This window comes from Burkholderia sp. 22088, from assembly GCF_052045915.1.
Classification (GTDB): domain Bacteria; phylum Pseudomonadota; class Gammaproteobacteria; order Burkholderiales; family Burkholderiaceae; genus Burkholderia; species Burkholderia cepacia.
In genome coordinates this window covers 213,012-230,603 of sequence record NZ_JBQEPY010000016.1, presented here as the reverse complement: position 1 = coordinate 230,603, position 17,592 = coordinate 213,012, and the positions used below count along the sequence as shown (strand labels likewise).

The following is a 17,592-nucleotide window of genomic DNA, read 5'->3' as shown; positions in this document are numbered from 1 at the left end:
CAGGATGGCCGTGCCCGACACCGTACTCATCAGCCGCGACCCGTGGGCGCCGATCGTCACCGAGCATGACGGCCGGTTGCTGTACCGGATCTACATCGAGAGCGGACATGCGTCGTTCCACCGCGATTTCCCGGTCGATCCCGACGCGGTGCGCGTGCTGCGCGACGACGCCGAGCGCTACTACTTCCTGTTCGCGGCGCTTCACCATCCATACCAGCTGAGCGCGACGAACCTGTCCGACGCGGAGCGCGAACGCTACTTCCGCACGATCCTGTTTGCCGGCCGCGACGAAGTCGAAGCCTTCATGACGGCGCTCGACCGCGCCAGCAACGGCGCGGTCGCGAACCTGCTGAGGATCTTCACGCAGGCCGACTACCGGCAACTGCGCGCGGGCCGGTGGTTCGACATGGGCGCCGGCACGCCGGCCGCGTAGCGCCCGCGCAGGCTCGTTTTCCGCTTCGACGGGCGCCGGAGGAAACCGGCTGCGCCGTCAATGGCTGCGCGCGTACCCCTGGATCAGCGCGCGCATCATGCCTTCGACCGTCGCGTCGAGCAGGTCGTCTTCCTGCTCGGCTTCCTCGACGAGCGCGGCATACGCGGTCGCGAGCGTCACGCGATCGACCTCATGGCGTTGCTCCATCAGCGTCACCATCCCGTCCTTCGCCAGATGAGCGGAGAACGCGCGGCTGCCGATGGTCTGGAATACGTCAATCATGGCGGCTCTCCCGTCCGTTGCCGATGCTTTCCAGTTTAGTCGGCGCACCGGTGCTCCGCCACGCGCGGCGGCCCGTCGCACGCCGCCCTCCGGGGCGGCAACGCGCGTGCCGCGACCGGTGCGTCCGCGCCGGCCTGCCGGCCACCGATTCCTCGGATGAAACGTCGCCGACACATGGTTCGGGCACGGTGTCCGCACACTTCAACGTTTACCCGAAGCAGCAAATTGTCGACTTTTTATCGATAAAGTCTCGTGCTAGATTGCGCCGTCAGAGCCCGGTCCAAACCGGGCAGGCGGCGCGTTGCCAAGGCGCCGCGCGTCCGATACAAGGAGGAGCAATGCTGGTGCTGATTGGGGTGCCGATCGTCGTGATCGGTTTTGCGCTGCGCTTCAATGCGCTGCTGGTGGTCACGATCGCGGGGCTCGCGACGGGGCTGGCGGGCGGGCTGAATCTCGTCGACATCGTCAGCGCGTTCGGCAAGGCGTTCACCGAAAACCGCTACATGGGGCTCATCTGGCTGACGCTGCCGGTGATCGCGCTGCTCGAGCGCAACGGGCTCAAGGAACAGGCGAAGCGGATGATCTCGCGTGTGCAGGCGGCCACCACCGGCCGCGTGCTGATGCTGTACTTCGTGCTGCGCCAGGCGACGGCCGCGCTCGGCCTCACGTCGCTCGGCGGCCATGCGCAGATGGTGCGGCCGCTGATCGCGCCGATGGCCGAGGCCGCCGCGGTCAACCGGCATGGCGAGCTGCCCGAAGCGGTGCGCCAGCAGATCCGCGCGCATGCGTCGGGCGCCGACAACGTCGCCGTGTTCTTCGGCGAGGACATCTTCATCGCGATCCAGTCGATCCTGCTGATCAAGGGCTTTCTCGAACAGAACGGGATTTCCATCGAACCGCTGCACCTGTCGGTGTGGGCGATCCCGACCGCGATCGCCGCGCTGCTGATCCACTGCACGCGCCTCGCGCTGCTCGACCGCCGGCTCACGCGCGGCTTCGGCCTGGTCGGGCGGGAGGGCGCGCGATGATCGGCCTCGAATCGCTGTACACGCTCGCGGGGCTGATGTTCGCCGCGTTCGCGTGCTTCAACCTGACGGACCGCACGAACCCGCGCCGCATCGTCAATTTCGCGTTCTGGGCGATCTACGCGGTCACGTTCCTGTTCGGCGCACTGCTGCCGCATTTCGTGACGGGCTGCCTCGCGATCGCGCTCGCGGTGCTCGCCGGCTCGGGCAAGCTCGGGCGCGGCAAGTCCGACGAAGCCGGGGAAGCCGCGGCCGTGCGCCGCGAGACGCTCGCGCAGCGTTTCGGCAACCGGCTGTTCCTGCCCGCGCTGCTGATTCCGGTCGTCACGCTGATCGGGACGTTCGCGCTGAAGGGCGTGCCGTTCGTCGACCAGAAGAGCGTGACGCTGATCTCGCTCGTGCTCGGCACGCTCGTCGCGTTCGCCGTCGCGCTCACGATGCTGCGCGATTCGCCGGTGCATGCGGTGAGGGAGGCACGCCATACGATGGATGCGGTCGGCTGGGCCGCGATCCTGCCGCAGATGCTCGCGGCGCTCGGCGCGCTGTTCGCGGTCGCGGGTGTCGGCGGGGTGGTGTCGGGGCTCGTGAAGGAGTGGGTGCCGATCGATTCGCCGTTCGCGGTGGTCGCGGCCTACACGGTCGGCATGGCGCTGTTCACGATGATCATGGGCAACGGCTTCGCCGCGTTCCCCGTGATGACGGCCGGCATCGGCCTGCCGCTGATCGTCCACCAGTTCCACGGCAACCCGGCGATCGTCGGCGCGATCGGGATGCTGAGCGGCTTCTGCGGTACGCTGATGACGCCGATGGCCGCGAACTTCAACATCGTGCCGGCGGCGCTGCTCGAACTGAAGGACAAGAACGGCGTGATCAAGGCGCAGTGGCCGACCGCCGTGCTGCTGCTCGCCGTGAACACGTTGCTGATGTATGCGTTCGTATTCCGCTTCTGACTCGATGGACGAGATCCTCATGACCGACCGACTCACCCCCGAACTCGCGTCGAAGTTCGCGTCGCTCGCGCTCGCGCACCTGACCCGCGAATATCCGAACAAGCTCACGCATTCGCTCGCCGGCCCGCAAGACGTGCAAGGGCCGCGTGCGCTGCACCCGATCTTCTACGGCAGCTACGACTGGCACTCGTGCGTGCACGGCTACTGGCTCGTGCTGCGCGTGCTCGAACGCTACCCGGCATTGCCGGAGGCCGAACGCATCGTCGCGATCGTCGATGCGCACTTCACCGATGCGAACGTCGCCGGCGAGCGGGCGTACCTCGCGCTGCCGCACAACAGCGGCTTCGAGCGGCCCTACGGCTGGGCGTGGCTGCTCGCGCTCGCCGCGCAGCTCGAGCGGCTCGCGCTGAGGGGCGCGCTGCCGCAGGCCGCGCGCTGGGCGAAGACGATGGCACCGCTCACCGACCTGTTCGTGTCGCGCTTCGAGACCTTCCTGCCGAAAGCGACCTATCCGCTGCGCGTCGGCACGCACTTCAACACCGCGTTCGCGCTGGCGCTCACGCTCGACTTCGCGCGCGACACGCAGCGCGACGGGCTCGCGGCGCTGATCGTCGATACCGCGAAGCGCTGGCACCTGAACGACGTCGCGTGCCAGGCGTGGGAGCCGTCGGGCGACGAATTCCTGTCGCCGGCGCTGATGGAGGCCGAGCTGATGCGGCGCGTGCTGCCGGCCGCCGAATTCGACGGCTGGTTCGCGCGCTTCCTGCCCGATCTCGCGCGCGGCGAGCCGGCGACGCTGTTCGAGCCGGCGACGGTCAGCGATCGCAGCGACGGCAAGATCGCCCATCTCGACGGGCTGAACCTGAGCCGCGCGTGGTGCCAGCGCGCGCTCGCCGGCGCGCTGCCGGAAGGCGACGCGCGGCGCGCGAAGCTGCTCGATGCGGCCGGCCGGCACCTCGCGAGCGCGCTCGCGCACGTGGCCGGCGACTACATGGGCGAGCACTGGCTCGCGACGTTCGCGTTGCTCGCGCTGGAGGCGTAGCGCGCGAAACCCCACGGGCGGCAAGGTCATCGATGCGCGGCTATACTCGCCGCTCGAGCCGCCTCGTGCCATCCATGTTGCGCGAGGCGGCCATCCCTCCGTTCGCCGCCTCGCCATGGACAAGCTCATTTCCTACGTCGCCGCGATCCACGGGCTCGCGGGCCCGGTGTCGATCGTGTCGCATGTCACGTCGCACGACCGCTGGACCGACGACGACGTCGAGGTCACGCGCGACGAAACCGAATACCGCTTCGACAACGGCGCGATCGTGCGCCGCTCGGTCGAGCAGGACCGCGCGCCGTCCGACCTGCTGTGCGCCGAGTGCTGGATCGACTACGACGTGCTTCGCCATCCCGATGCGCAGCCGATCGGCCCGACGCGGATGACGTTCGACAACGCGTGCCGCGAAACCTTCTGGCTGCGTTATCACCTCGCGTGACCGAGTGACCGAGTGACCGAGTGACCGAGTGACCGAGTGACCGAGTGACCGCGCACAGCCGCTTCAACCCGCCGGCGCGCCATCGGCCGCCTGCAGCAGCGGCGCGAGCCGCGTCGCCGCGTCGCGCATTTTCGGCACGTTCTCCAGCAGATCGTTGAGCGTCGCGCGCGCGGTCGGCGCATGCACGGCGAGCGCCGCAAGCACGCGGCCGCTCGCCGCATCCTTCACCGGCACCGCGACGGCCACCATCCCGCGTACAAATTCCTCGTTGTCGATGCCGACGCCGCGCGCGGCGAGCCGGTCGAGCTCGGCCGCGAGCAGTTGCGCATCGGTCAGCGTCCGGTAGGTCATCTTCTTCAGCGTGAGCCGCGCGAGCATCGCGTTGCGCTCCAGCGCATTCATCTGCGACAGGAACAGCTTGCCGCTCGCCGTGCAGTGCAGCGGCACGCGCATGCCGGGCCGCATCTCGAGCCGCAGCGGCTCGGTCGTCTCGACGCGTTCGACGTACAGCACCGTGTCGCCGTCGAGCGCGGTGAGGTTGCAGGTTTCGCCGAGCACGTCGACGAGCGCGCGCAGCACCGAGCGGCAGCCGCGCGTGAAGGTGTTGTTCGACAGCGCCGCGAGCGCGAACTGCGCGGAGCGCGGGCCGAGCGCGATGCCGCGGTCGTGGCCGCGCGAGTCGGGCATGTGGATCACGTAGCCGCGCGCCTCCAGCGACTCGATCAGCCGCAGCAGCGTCGCCTTCGGGATATGCAGCCGCGCGGCGAGCTGCGACAGCGTGTACGGCTGGCCGGCCGACGCGAGCGCTTCGAGCACGGCGAGGGCGCGCAGCACGCGCGCGTCGTCGGCGGGCGCGCCATCGGGCAGCGCGGGGGCAGGTTCGCGCATGTGTCTCCTCCGTCGGGATCGGCGTGCGTCCCGGGATGGTGTGTGTGCGATGGAAATGAAACGAATTGAACGGTTTTTGTACCACATTCGCCGCGTGGACAATAAATCGGCTTGTACGTGTTCCGTGTGCTCAATAAATTTGGACGAAACATACCGGATTTTTTCAAAACCCCGGAACGGAGACACGGAATGACACGCAGCTTCGACTATGTCGTGGTCGGCGCGGGATCGGCCGGTTGCGTCCTCGCCAACCGGCTGTCCGACGGCGGCCGCCATACGGTGTGCCTGCTGGAAGCCGGCCCCGCCGACAGCTATATGTGGATCCACGTGCCGATCGGTTACGGCAAGACGATGTTCCACCCCGTGTACAACTGGGGCTTCCACACCGATCCCGATCCGAACATGCACAACCGCCGCCTCTACTGGCCGCGCGGCCGCACGCTCGGCGGCTGCAGCTCGATCAACGGGCTGATCTACGTGCGCGGGCAGCAGCAGGACTACGATCACTGGGCCGCGCTCGGCAATCGCGGCTGGAGCTGGCGCGAATGCCTGCCGTATTTCCGCAAGCTCGAACACAACACGCTCGGCGAAGGGCCGACGCGCGGCACCGGCGGCCCGCTGTGGGCTTCCGCGATCCGGCAGCGGCACGAACTCGTCGATGCGTTCGTCGCCGCGTCGAACCGGCTCGGCGTGCGCGCCGTCGACGATTTCAACACGGGCGACCAGGAGGGCGTGGGCTACTACCAGCTCACCACGCGCAACGGGCTGCGCTGCTCGACGGCGGTGGCCTACCTGAAACCCGCGCGCGGGCGGCCGAATCTGCATGTCGAAACCGATGCGCAGGCGCTGAAGGTGCTGTTCGACGGCACGCAGGCGTCCGGCGTGCGGTACGTGCAGCACGGCAAGGTTCACGACGTGCGTGCGCTGCGCGAGGTGATCCTCGCGGCCGGCGCGCTGCAGTCGCCGCAACTGCTGCAGGTGTCGGGCGTCGGGCCGGCCGCGCTGCTGGGGCGGCACGGGATTCCGGTCGTCGCCGATCGGGCGGGCGTCGGAGAGAACCTGCAGGATCATCTGCAGATTCGTCTGATCTATGAAGTGACGAAGCCGATCACGACCAACGACGAACTGCATTCGTGGGTCGGCCGCGCGAAGATGGGGCTGCAATGGGCGCTGTTCCGCGGCGGCCCGCTCGCGATCGGCATCAACCAGGGCGGGATGTTCTGCCGTGCGCTGCCGGACGAATCGGCGACGCCCGACATCCAGTTCCATTTCTCGACGCTGTCGGCGGATTCGGCGGGCGGCAGCGTGCATCCGTTTCCCGGCTGCACGTATTCGATCTGCCAGCTGCGGCCCGAATCGCGCGGCACCGTGCGAATCCGCACCGACGACGCGCGCGATGCGCCGTCTATCCAGCCGAACTATCTCGACACCGAGCGCGACCGCCGCACGACGGTGGCCGGCGTGCGCTTCGCGCGACGCGTCGCGGCCGCCGAGCCGATGGCGCCGCTGATGAAGCGCGAGGTGCGGCCGGGCGCGGACGCGCAGACGGACGACGAGCTGCTCGAGTTCTGCCGGGAATACGGGCAGACGATCTTTCATCCGTCCGGTACGGCGAAAATGGGCGTCGCGAGCGATCCGCTCGCGGTCGTCGACGAGCGGCTGCGCGTGTACGGCACGCGCGGGCTGCGCGTGGTCGACTGCTCGATCATGCCGACCCTCGTATCGGGCAATACCAACGTGCCGATCGTGATGGTCGCCGAGAAGGCGTCCGACATGATCCTCGAGGACGCGCGCGCCGCCGATCGCGGCCGCAGCGTCGCGCCGGCCGCCGAGGCCGTCGCGTAGGGCCTCGCCACGCATCTCCCCGCGTGGCCCGTGCGCCTGCGCCCGGACGGCCGCCGCGCGTTCATCGATGCCCCTGCCGGTACGGCGCCGGGGCAGGTTGCGGCGCATCCTTACCTGGAGAAGCTCGCATGGCAATCGAATCCCGGGTCGTCCGACGCGTGGCCGCGGCCAGCGTGATCGGCGCGACCGTCGAGTGGTACGACTTTTTCCTGTACGGCGTCGTCGCCGGCATCGTGTTCGACAAGCAGTACTTTCCGGCCGGCGACCCGTTCGTGTCGACGATGCTCGCGTATGCGACGTTCGCGGTCGGCTTCGTCACGCGGCCGCTCGGCGGCTTGCTGTTCGGCCATCTCGGCGACCGCGTCGGGCGCAAGTCCGCGCTGATCCTGACGATGCTGATCATGGGCGTGTCGACGGCCGGCGTCGCGTTCCTGCCGACCTACGCGCAGATCGGCATGTGGGCGCCGGTGCTGCTGCTGACGCTGCGCGTGCTGCAGGGCATCGGCCTCGGCGGCGAGTGGGGCGGCGCGGTGCTGATGGCGTACGAATATGCGCCGCCGCACCGGCGCGGGCTGTACGCGAGCCTGCCGCAGATCGGGCTCGCGATCGGGCTGTGCCTCGCGGCCGGCGTGGTCGCGGCGCTGTCGCGCGTGTTGCCTGACGCCGCGTTCCTCGCATGGGGCTGGCGCGTGGCGTTCGCGGCGTCGCTGCTGCTCGTCGCGGTCGGCTTCTACATCCGCACGCGGGTGGCCGATACGCCCGAATTCGTCGCGCTCAAGCGCCAGCGGCGCGATACGAAGCTGCCGGTGGTCGAACTGCTCGCCAACTACCGGCAGGCGATCCTGCTCGGGATGGGCGCGCGCTATATCGACGGCGTGTTCTTCAACGTGTTCGCGGTGTTCTCGATCGGCTACATGACGCGCAACCTGTCGATCTCGCGCGGCGACGCGCTGCTCGGCGTGATGAGCGCGGCGGTCGTGATGTGCGGGTTCATCCCCGTGTTCGGCAGCCTGTCCGACCGGCTCGGCCGCGCACGCGTGTACCGGTGGGGCGCGACGCTGTGCGGGCTGTCGGTGCTACCGGCGTTCTGGCTGCTGCAGACGCAGTCGTCGAACCTGCTCGCCGTATGGCTCGCGCTGGTGATCCCGTTCGGGATCTTCTACGCGATGGCGTACGGGCCCGAGGCCGCGCTGTTCGCGGAGCTGTTCGACGCGAACGTGCGGTACACGGGCATTTCGTTCGTCTACCAGGTGTCGGGCATCTTCGCGAGCGGCCTGACGCCGATCGTCGCGACCGCGTTGCTGCGCGTGAACGGCGGTGCGCCGTGGCTCGTCGGGGTGTACGTGATGTTGTCTGCACTCCTGTCGATCGTGTCCGCGCGGGCGATCGAGAAGCGCGGCAGCGTGGCCGAGGTCGCGGTGCGCGCGATGTGACGGCGGGCGGGGCGGAGGGAGCGGGCGGGGCGCGGGGCCGTTTCGACGAGGCGGTTGGCGGTCGTCGATCATCAGTCGGCGGCGCCCGCGCCCGCGCTGCTGATCGTTGCCGCCAACCGCTCGTCCGCTGTTCCCCGCCGTTCGGCACCCTCGCACGCTGGTCCAAGCGAATCCGGCCCACTGGCCCTACCTGCCAAAAAACGGCCTGCCTACACTTTCCTCGACAGATCGCCGCATTGAAGCATCTGCACACGATCGACCCGAAGAGAACGATCAGGAGACAGGCATGACCAACAGGCAGTCGGCAGCATTCGCCCGCCCGGCGAGCGTACGCCCCGCATCAGTCAGTCGAATCGCCTCGCGCGCCCGTTGCGGCGCGGCAGGCAAGCCCGCGTCGGAGGTCTGACCATGTCGACCCCTTCCATCGAACGCACCGCGAGCGGTTTTGCCGGCGGCCGGTCGAACGATACGCGTTACGACCCGACCTACGATCCGCTCGTGTCGCCGGGGCCAGGTTGCGGCAAGCAGTACGCGCCGACCTACTGGGTCGCGACGGCCGGCAACCCGCCGCCCGACGACGGCCCCGTCACGCGCGACCTCGACGTCGACGTCGCGATCATCGGCGCCGGCTACACGGGCCTCGCGACCGCGCTGTGCCTCGCGCGGGACCATGGCATCAAGGCCGTCGTGCTCGAGGCCAACCGCACCAGCTGGGGCTGCAGCAGCCGCAACGGCGGGCAGGGGCAGAACGCATCGGGCCGGCTGTCGCGCTCGCAGTGGATCGAGAGCTGGGGCAAGGACGTCGCGCTGAAGATGCACGACGAGATCCTCGAAGGCTTCGAACACTTCAAGTCGCTCGTGTCGGAAATCGACTGCGATCCGCAGCCGGGCGGCCATTTCCTGATCGCGCACCGTCCGCGCATCATGGCGAAGCTCGCGGCCGAGGCGAAGGTGTGGAAGGACGTGTTCGGCTACCCGTCCGAACTGCTGAGCGCGGAAACCTTCCGCCGTGAATTCATCAACGACCACGAGGCGGCCGGCGCGCTGCACGAGCCGGAAGGCATCGGCATCCATGCGCTGAAGCTCGCGTTCGGCTACCTGCGCCTCGCGCGCGCAGCCGGCGCGAAGGTGCATACGAGCAGCCCGGTGCTCGGCTTCGAGACGATCGACGGCGTGCACCATCTGCGCACGCCCGGCGGCGTCGTGCGTGCCCGCGCGGTCGGCATCGCGACCGGTGCGTACACGGCGCAGACGCTGCATCCGTCGCTGCGCAGCAAGGTGATGCCGATCCTGTCGAATTCGATGGTCACGCGCCCGCTCACCGACGCGGAAATCGACGCGTGCAATTTCCGCACGACGCAGGTGCTGACCGATACGCGTACGCTGCGCTTCTACTACCGTTTCCTGCCCGATCGCCGTCTGCAGATCGGCAGCCGCAGCGCGATCACCGGCGACGATGCACCGAACCCGCGCCATGTCGAATTGCTGAAGGAAGGGATGGCGCGCAAGTTTCCCGCGCTGCGCGGCGTGCAGATCGATTATTCGTGGTGGGGCTGGGTCGACGTGAGCCACGACATGATGCCGCGCGTGTGCCAGCCCGATCCGCGCCAGTCGGTGTACTACGCGCTCGGCTACGGCGGCAACGGCGTGTCGTATTCGCAGCAGGCCGGCCGCCGGCTCGCCGAACAGATCGCGGGGAAGGGCGCACGCCAGACGCTGCCGATCTTCACGTCACCGCTGCCCGGCCACCCGTTCGCGCCGTTCCGGCGCATCGGGCAGCGGATGCTCTACCTGTCGTACTTCAGGAACGACGAAAAGCCCTGAAAAAGCCCTGAACGCAGTGCACATCGCCCGGGGTGATGCAACGCGCGCCGGGCCGTCCAACACAAGAAAAGCAACGGAAATCCGTGCGGCCGGGGCTGCAGGCGCCCCTGTACGCGCCGTCGCCGGCGGCGCCCGCGTTCACCCGACGGTGGCGCGGGCGGCGTCCGGACAACTGGATATGGAGAAGACATGCAACCCTCGATGAACCAGAGTGACCTGAAGTGTGGGCTCAAGCAGCGCCACATGACGATGATCGCGCTTGGCGGCGTGATCGGTGCCGGGCTGTTCGTCGGCAGCGGCGTGGTGATTCAGCAGACCGGGCCGGCCGCGATCCTGTCGTTCCTGATCACGGGCGGGCTGGTCGTGCTCGTGATGCGGATGCTCGGCGAGATGGCGTGCGCGATGCCGGCCGTCGGCTCGTTCTACGAATACGCGCGCCTCGCGTTCGGCAACTGGCGCGGGCCCGGCAAGATGGCGGGCTTCCTCACCGGCTGGATGTACTGGTATTTCTGGGTGATCGTCGTCGCGCTCGAAGCGGTCGCCGGCGCCAAGCTGATCCAGTTCTGGCTGCCCGACACACCGGCGTGGATCATCAGCCTCGCGCTGCTGGTCGTGCTGACGCTCACGAACCTGATCTCGGTCGGCAGCTACGGCGAGTTCGAGTTCTGGTTCTCGTCGATCAAGGTCGGCGCGATCATCGTGTTCCTGTTCCTCGGCGGCCTCTACGTGCTCGGCCTGTGGCCCGCGTCGATGCACACGACTTCCGTGCTGCCGACGCTGCTCGGCCACGGCGGTTTCATGCCGCTCGGCATCGGGCCGGTGATGAGCGGGGCGGTCGCGGCCACCGGCTTCTACTTCGGCGCCGAGATCGTCACGATCGCGGCGGCCGAGGCCAAGGAGCCCGCGAAAGCCGTCGCGAAGGCCACCAATTCGGTGATCACCCGCGTGCTGGTGTTCTACGTCGGCTCGGTCGCGCTCGTCGTCGCGCTGGTGCCGTGGAATTCGCATCAGATGGCCACGCCGTACGTCAGCGCACTCGAAGTGATGGGCCTGCCGGCCGCCGCCAACGTGATGAACGCGATCGTGCTGACGGCCGTGCTGTCCGCGCTCAACTCGGGCCTCTATGCGGCGTCGCGGATGCTGTTTGCACTGACCCGCCACGGCGATGCGCCGGCCGCACTCGCGAAGGTCAACAAGCGCGGCGTGCCGGTGCGCGCGATCCTGCTCGGCACGGTGTTCGGCTACGTGTCGGTCGTGATGTCGTACGTGTCGCCCGATACCGTGTTCGCGTTCCTCGTCAATTCGTACGGCACCGTCGCGCTGTTCGTGTACGTGCTGATCGCGTTCTCGCAACTGCGCCTGCGCAAGCGTCTCGACCCGGTGGCCGCGAGCAAGCTGCGCGTCAGGATGTGGGCGTATCCGTACCTCACCTGGGTCGCGATCGTCGGCATGGTCGGCATCCTCGTCGCGATGGCGTTCATCCCGGACCAGCGCAAGCCGCTGTGGCTCGGCGTCGCAAGCCTTGCCGTGCTGGCCATCGCTTACGGACTCACGCGCCGCAGCCGCCGCGAGCATCTCGACGACAGCGAACTGCTCGCGTATCCGCCGCGGTAATGCACGGTAACGCATGACGCTGAAGGCCCGGCACGCAAGCCGGGTCTTTGCGCATGCGGCGCCGGCGTCGGCCCGATGGATCGCGCGGCCAACTATCGGGCCGCGCGATAGAACCGATCGGAGGATGCGACTTTATGTCGGCGGCCGGCGCGACTAGCATGGACGAATCGATTCACGGGCGTGCCCCGCGGGGGGCGCCCTCATCCGCGAACGAGGACAGACGATGGAACATCGGGCACGCGAGCGCGACGAGCAGGCCGATATCAAGACGACGACGTGCTACATGTGCGCGTGCCGCTGCGGCATCCGCGTGCACCTGCGCGACGGCGAGGTGCGTTACATCGACGGCAATCCGGAGCATCCGCTGAACCAGGGCGTCATCTGCGCGAAAGGTTCGTCCGGGATCATGAAGCAGTATTCGCCCGCGCGGCTCACGCAGCCGCTGATGCGCAAACCGGGCGCCGAGCGCGGCGACGCGCAGTTCGAGCCGGTATCGTGGGACGTCGCGTTCGACGTGCTCGAAAAGCGCCTCGCGCACCTGCGCGCGACCGATCCGAAGCGGTTCGCGCTGTTCACCGGCCGCGACCAGATGCAGGCGCTCACCGGCCTGTTCGCGAAACAGTTCGGTACGCCGAACTATGCGGCGCATGGCGGGTTCTGTTCGGCGAACATGGCGGCCGGGATGATCTACACGATCGGCGGCTCGTTCTGGGAATTCGGCGGACCCGATCTCGACCACGCGAAGCTGTTCTTCATGATCGGCACCGCGGAAGACCACCATTCGAATCCGCTGAAGATCGCGCTCGGCAAGTTCAAGCGCGCGGGCGGCCGCTTCATCGCGATCAATCCGGTGCGCACCGGCTACGCGGCGATCGCCGACGAATGGATTCCGATTCGCCCCGGCACCGACGGCGCGCTGTTCATTGCGCTGATGCATGAGCTGATCGCGCGCGACGCGTTCGACCTCGAATTCGTGTCGCGCTTCACGAACGCGGCCGAGCTGGTTGACCAGCGCGACGGCGCCGACACGTTCGGGCTGTTCGTGCGTGACGCCGGCGCGCCGGAAGTCAACGCGCTGTATCCGCAGAACCGGATGTGGTGGGACACGAAGACGAACCGCGCGGTGCTGCATCACACGGAAGGCGCCGAACCGGCGCTCGACGGCCGCTACACGCTCGACGACGGCACGCCCGTCGCGCCGTCGTTCACGCTGCTGCGCGAACAGGTGGCCGGTTGCACGCCCGAGTGGGCGGCCGACATCACCGGCATCGCGGCCGACACGATCCGCCGCCTCGCCCGCGAGATGGAGACGGTCGCGCGCGACCACGCGATCGAACTGCCGGTGCGCTGGACCGACTCGTGGGGCAAGGAACACGCGACGGTGAAGGGCGTGCCGATCGCGTTCCATGCGATGCGCGGGCTCGCCGCCCATTCGAACGGCTTCCAGACGATCCGCGCGCTCGCGGTGCTGATGTCGCTGCTCGGCACGATCGACCGGCCGGGCGGCTTCCGGCACAAGGCGCCGTATCCGCGCGCGGTGCCGCCGTCGGCGAAACCGCCGAACGATCCCGGCCAGGTCAGGCCGAACACGCCGCTTGCGACCGGCCCGCTCGGCTGGCCCGCCGGCCCCGAGGACCTGTTCGTGCATCCGGACGGCACGCCCGCGCGGCTGGACAAGGCGTTTTCCTGGGAATATCCGCTCGCGGTGCACGGGCTCATGCATTCGGTAATCACCAATGCGTGGCGCGGCGATCCTTATCCGATCGATACGCTGCTGATCTTCATGGCCAACATGGCGTGGAATTCGTCGATGAACACGACGGAAGTGCGCAAGATGCTGGTCGACAAGCGCGACGACGGCGAATACCGGATCCCGTTCCTCGTCGTGTGCGATGCGTTCGCGTCGGAGATGACGGCGTTCGCCGACCTGATCCTGCCCGACACCACCTACCTCGAACGGCATGACGTGATGTCGGTGCTCGACCGGCCGATCTCCGAATTCGACGGCCCGGTCGACTCGGTGCGCGTGCCCGTCGTGCCGCCGACCGGCGAGTGCAAACCGTTCCAGGAAGTGCTGATCGAGCTCGCGAGCCGGTTGAAGTTTCCGGCCTTCACGACGGCGGACGGGCAGCGCAAGTACCGCGACTATCCGGATTTCGTCATCAACTTCCAGACCGCGCCGGATTCGGGCACCGGCTTCCTGATCGGCTGGCGCGGCAAGGACGGCGACAAGGCCGTCGTCGGCGAGCCGAACCCCGACCAGTGGAAGCGTTACGCGGAGAACAACTGCGTGTACCACCACCGGTTGCCGGAGCCGCTGCAGTACATGCGCAACTGCAACGGGCCTTACATGCAGTGGGCGGTCGACAACGGGATGCGCAAGTTCGGCGTGCCGATCGTGATCCAGCTCTACTCGGACGTGATGCAGAAATTCCGGCTCGCCGCGCAGGGTCGCACGTCGGGCCGCCAGCCGCCCGACCATCTGCGCGAACGCATCGCGCGTTATTTCGATCCGCTGCCGTTCTGGCACCGGTCGCTCGAAAGCGGGTTGACCGACGCGGGCCGCTATCCGCTCGCGGCGATCACGCAGCGGCCGATGGCGATGTACCACTCGTGGGATTCGCAGAACGCGTGGCTGCGGCAGATCCACGGCGAGAACCATCTGTTCGTGAACCCCGTGACGGCCGCCGCGCAGCAGATCGACGACGGCGCGTGGATCTACGTCGAATCGCCGTGGGGCAAGGTGCGTTGCCGCGCGCGCTACAGCGAGGCCGTGGAGCCCGGCACCGTGTGGACGTGGAACGCGATCGGCAAGGCGGCCGGCGCGTGGAACCTCGGGCCGCAGGCGGGTGAATCGCAGCGCGGTTTCCTGCTGAACCACGTCATTACCGATGAGCTGCCGGATACGGCGCGTGACGGCGCGCGGATGTCGAACTCCGATCCGATCACCGGGCAGGCCGGCTGGTACGACGTGCAGGTGCGGATCTATCCGGCCGAAGCGGATGCCGCGACCACGCTGCCGCAGTTCGCGCCGATGCCGGCGCTGCCCGGCACGCCGCGCGTGCTGCAGCGCGTGCAGGCGTATTTCGCGGGCACCGGCGCATTCGCCGCGCGGCTGCGGCGCGCGACTTCCGCCGGCCCCAAACCTGACGACCGTTGATCGAAGGAGCACGACCATGACCCAGATGGCCCTCGTCATCGACCTGAACGTGTGCGTCGGCTGCCATGCCTGCGTGACGAGCTGCAAGGAATGGAACACGTCGGGCGAAGCCGGCAGTCTCGCCGATCTGCGCCCGTACGACGACGATCCGTCCGGCACCTTCTTCAACCGCGTGCAGACGTACGAAGCGGGCGTGTTCCCGATGACCGACACGATCCACTTTCCGAAGTCGTGCCTGCATTGCGAGGATCCGCCGTGCGTGCCCGTCTGTCCGACCGGCGCGAGCTACAAGCGCAAGTCGGACGGGATCGTGCTGGTCGACTACGACAAGTGCATCGGCTGCAAGTACTGCGCGTGGGCGTGCCCGTACGGCGCGCGCGAACTCGACGAAGGCCGCAAGGAGATGACGAAGTGCACGCTGTGCGCGGACCGCATCGACAACGACGCACTGCCCGAACGCGACCGGAAACCCGCGTGCGTGCTCGCATGCCCGACGTCGGCGCGGCTGTTCGGCGACGTGCACGATCCGGAGTCGGACGTGTCGCGCGCGATCCGCGAACGCCGCGGTTATGCGTTGATGCCCGAATGGGGCACGCGGCCGTCGAACCATTACCTGCCGCGCGTGAAGACCGAAGCATCGTGCGCATGCGGCAGTAGCGGCGGATGCGGCAGCGGGTCGACCGGCCGCGACGAGAGCGACTCGTTCGAAGCCCGCGCGGCGCGTGGCGACGTCGGTCTCGTGTCGCTCGCGACGCAGCGCTGAGCCCCGCGCTTTTCATCCAGAACCAGACGGAGTTGCCATGCGCCCAGCCTTTTCGGTCGTTTTCCTCACCACGCTGTGCGGCGCCGCACAGGGTTTGCTGTTGACGCTCGTGAGCGTCGAGGCGCTCGCGCGCCTGGCCGGCGTCGACGTGGCCGCCGCGTTCTACGTGACCGGCGCCGCGCTGTCGGTCGCGCTCGGCGTGCTCGGCCTGTTCGCGTCGTTCTTCCATCTCGGCCACCCCGAACGCGCGTGGCGCGCGATCGCGATGTGGCGCACGTCGTGGCTGTCGCGCGAATGCATCGCGCTGCCGGTGTTTCTCGCGTGCGCGTTCGCGTATGGCGTGGCCCACCTGTTCGGCTGGCCCGGCACGTTGCTGATCGGCGCGGCCGGCGCGCTCGCGAGCGTCGCGCTGTTCGTGTGTACCGCGATGATCTACGCGTGCCTGCGTTTCCTGCAGGAATGGGCGAGCCCGTTGACGCTCGTGAACTTCGTGCTGCTCGGCTGCGCGTCGGGCTGCACGCTGGCGACGGCTTGCGCCGCGTGGCTCGCGCCGGCGCTGGTCGGCCGGCTCGCGGCGGCCGCGTGCGTGCTGACCCTCGCGGGCTGCGTCGCACGGCTCGCGTCGCTCGCGCGCAATGCCCGGCTGCGGCCGAAGTCGACCGTGCAGAGCGCGACCGGTATTCGCCACGAGAAGGTCGAACAGAAGTCGCGCGGTTTCACGGCCAGCGCGTTCAATACGCGGGAGTTCTTTCACGGGCAGGGCAACGGCACGTTGCGTGCGGTGAAGGCCGGCTTCCTGACCGGCGCATTCGCGGTGCCGTTCGTCCTGACCGGCGCGGGCGCGCTCGCGCCGACGTCGGTCGCGGCGGCCGTCGTGCTCGGCGCGGCATTCGTGATCCAGTATGCGGGGCTGGTCGCGGAACGCTGGTTCTTCTTCGCGGATGCGCGGCATCCGCAGAACATCTACTACCAGCGCGCGTCATGACGTTGCGCGCGTGCCGCCGCGCGGCGCTAGAAGGTCGCCGCGAGCGCGCCGGCCGCTTCCTGCAGGCGCGGCACGCAGTCGAGCAGCCGCGACAGCGGCGCGCGCGACACGGGCGCATGCACGGCGACCGCGGCGATGCACGCGCCGTCGTCGCCGACGACCGGTGCCGCGATGCACGCGATGCCCGCGACGAATTCCTCGTTGTCGATCGCGACACCCTTGTGCGCGGTGCGGTCGAGTTCGGCTTCGAGCAGTTCGGGATCGGAGATCGTATTCGGCGTGTAGCGCGGCAGCGCCAGCGCGCGCACCAGCGCGGCGCGCTCGTCGCGCGGCAGCAGCGCGAGCAGCAGCTTGCCGCTGGCGCTGCAATGCGCGGGCACGCGCGAGCCGGGCTTCAGGTCGAGGCGCAGCGGCCAGTCGGCTTCGACGCGGTCGAGATAGACGACTTCCGTGTCGTGCAGCGCGGTGAGGTTGCAGGTTTCGCCGAGATCGGCGACGAGCCGTTCGAGGATCGCATGGCGCAGCCGGCGCCCGCCCGCATGCAGCATCACGCCGGTGCCGAGCCGGGCGAGGCGCGGGCCGATCGCATACGCGTTCTTGCGGCCCGGCTCGCGGATCACGAGGCCGCCGGCTTCGAGCGACGCGAGCATCCGGTGCAGCGACGCCTTCGGGATATCGACTTCGCGCACGAGATCGGCGAGCGACACGGCATCGCCGGCCTGGACGAGATGTTCGAGCAGCGCGAAGGCGCGCAGCGTGGGCGTATCCGCGGGCAGCATGGCAGGCGTTCCGGAAACTGGACTGCGGCCATTGTACCGAACGGCCCGACAGGCCGGCCGCACGGGGCGGCGGGTGCGGCAAGCCGGCACGGATTGCCGGCGATGGAACGAATCGTTCCGTAAACAAGGA

15 protein-coding genes are annotated in these 17,592 nt (G+C 68.6%); 12 read left to right on the top strand and 3 right to left on the bottom strand.

What is annotated here, in order from left to right; genetic code table 11:
* The first annotated feature begins 4 nt into the window (after nucleotides 1-4).
* A complete protein-coding gene (locus ACTJLD_RS28735; protein ID WP_440660181.1) occupies nucleotides 5-433 on the top strand; it encodes a hypothetical protein in 429 nt (142 codons plus the stop codon).
* A 57-nt stretch (nucleotides 434-490) separates the two neighbouring features.
* On the opposite strand, the gene ACTJLD_RS28730 is transcribed toward ACTJLD_RS28735, so the two are convergent.
* The gene (locus ACTJLD_RS28730) at nucleotides 491-715 is read right to left on the bottom strand and encodes a hypothetical protein (protein WP_027791241.1); all 225 of its coding nucleotides are present in this window, start codon (nucleotides 713-715) and stop codon (nucleotides 491-493) included.
* Nucleotides 716-1,053: 338 nt separating this feature from the next.
* Here ACTJLD_RS28730 and ACTJLD_RS28725 point away from each other — a divergent pair, with 338 nt between their 5' ends.
* The 4 genes from ACTJLD_RS28725 to ACTJLD_RS28710 all read left to right on the top strand — a co-directional run bounded on the left by ACTJLD_RS28725 (nucleotide 1,054) and on the right by ACTJLD_RS28710 (nucleotide 4,171).
* Nucleotides 1,054-1,743, top strand: coding sequence for a DUF969 domain-containing protein (locus ACTJLD_RS28725; protein WP_060085046.1), 690 nt, complete (start codon nucleotides 1,054-1,056; stop codon nucleotides 1,741-1,743).
* On the top strand, nucleotides 1,740-2,690 hold the full coding sequence (locus ACTJLD_RS28720; protein WP_440660179.1) for a DUF979 domain-containing protein: 951 nt from the start codon (nucleotides 1,740-1,742) through the stop codon (nucleotides 2,688-2,690). The genes ACTJLD_RS28725 and ACTJLD_RS28720 overlap by 4 nt, the downstream gene beginning before the upstream one ends.
* 19 nt (nucleotides 2,691-2,709) lie before the next feature.
* Complete coding sequence (locus tag ACTJLD_RS28715) at nucleotides 2,710-3,732, top strand: DUF2891 domain-containing protein (RefSeq protein ID WP_027791244.1); 1,023 nt, start codon at nucleotides 2,710-2,712, stop codon at nucleotides 3,730-3,732.
* A gap of 115 nt (nucleotides 3,733-3,847) precedes the next feature.
* Nucleotides 3,848-4,171 (top strand): hypothetical protein, encoded by a 324-nt coding sequence (locus tag ACTJLD_RS28710; protein WP_027791245.1) that lies wholly within the window; start codon nucleotides 3,848-3,850, stop codon nucleotides 4,169-4,171.
* Nucleotides 4,172-4,234: 63 nt separating this feature from the next.
* Here ACTJLD_RS28710 and ACTJLD_RS28705 read toward each other — a convergent pair whose 3' ends face one another.
* Entirely contained in the window at nucleotides 4,235-5,059 is an 825-nt protein-coding gene (locus ACTJLD_RS28705) for an IclR family transcriptional regulator (protein ID WP_334035756.1), read from the bottom strand.
* Between the two features lie 189 nt (nucleotides 5,060-5,248).
* Between ACTJLD_RS28705 and ACTJLD_RS28700 the strand changes: the two genes are divergently transcribed.
* The 7 genes from ACTJLD_RS28700 to ACTJLD_RS28670 all read left to right on the top strand — a co-directional run bounded on the left by ACTJLD_RS28700 (nucleotide 5,249) and on the right by ACTJLD_RS28670 (nucleotide 16,683).
* Entirely contained in the window at nucleotides 5,249-6,904 is a 1,656-nt protein-coding gene (locus ACTJLD_RS28700) for a GMC family oxidoreductase (RefSeq protein WP_440660176.1), read from the top strand.
* Nucleotides 6,905-7,032: 128 nt separating this feature from the next.
* On the top strand, nucleotides 7,033-8,337 hold the full coding sequence (locus ACTJLD_RS28695; RefSeq protein ID WP_027791248.1) for an MFS transporter: 1,305 nt from the start codon (nucleotides 7,033-7,035) through the stop codon (nucleotides 8,335-8,337).
* 408 nt (nucleotides 8,338-8,745) lie between these two features.
* Nucleotides 8,746-10,161: an NAD(P)/FAD-dependent oxidoreductase gene (locus tag ACTJLD_RS28690; protein WP_440660174.1), complete on the top strand. Its 1,416-nt coding sequence runs from the start codon at nucleotides 8,746-8,748 to the stop codon at nucleotides 10,159-10,161.
* 189 nt (nucleotides 10,162-10,350) lie between these two features.
* A complete protein-coding gene (locus tag ACTJLD_RS28685; protein ID WP_440660172.1) occupies nucleotides 10,351-11,775 on the top strand; it encodes an amino acid permease in 1,425 nt (474 codons plus the stop codon).
* Between the two features lie 223 nt (nucleotides 11,776-11,998).
* Nucleotides 11,999-14,935, top strand: a complete 2,937-nt coding sequence (locus ACTJLD_RS28680) for a molybdopterin-dependent oxidoreductase (protein WP_440660171.1) — start codon at nucleotides 11,999-12,001, stop codon at nucleotides 14,933-14,935.
* Nucleotides 14,936-14,951: 16 nt separating this feature from the next.
* Nucleotides 14,952-15,698: a 4Fe-4S dicluster domain-containing protein gene (locus ACTJLD_RS28675; RefSeq protein ID WP_440660169.1), complete on the top strand. Its 747-nt coding sequence runs from the start codon at nucleotides 14,952-14,954 to the stop codon at nucleotides 15,696-15,698.
* A gap of 37 nt (nucleotides 15,699-15,735) precedes the next feature.
* Nucleotides 15,736-16,683, top strand: coding sequence for a dimethyl sulfoxide reductase anchor subunit family protein (locus ACTJLD_RS28670; protein ID WP_059684232.1), 948 nt, complete (start codon nucleotides 15,736-15,738; stop codon nucleotides 16,681-16,683).
* Nucleotides 16,684-16,709: 26 nt separating this feature from the next.
* On the opposite strand, the gene ACTJLD_RS28665 is transcribed toward ACTJLD_RS28670, so the two are convergent.
* A complete protein-coding gene (locus tag ACTJLD_RS28665) occupies nucleotides 16,710-17,462 on the bottom strand; it encodes an IclR family transcriptional regulator (RefSeq protein ID WP_440660166.1) in 753 nt (250 codons plus the stop codon).
* Between the last annotated feature and the right edge of the window lie 130 nt (nucleotides 17,463-17,592).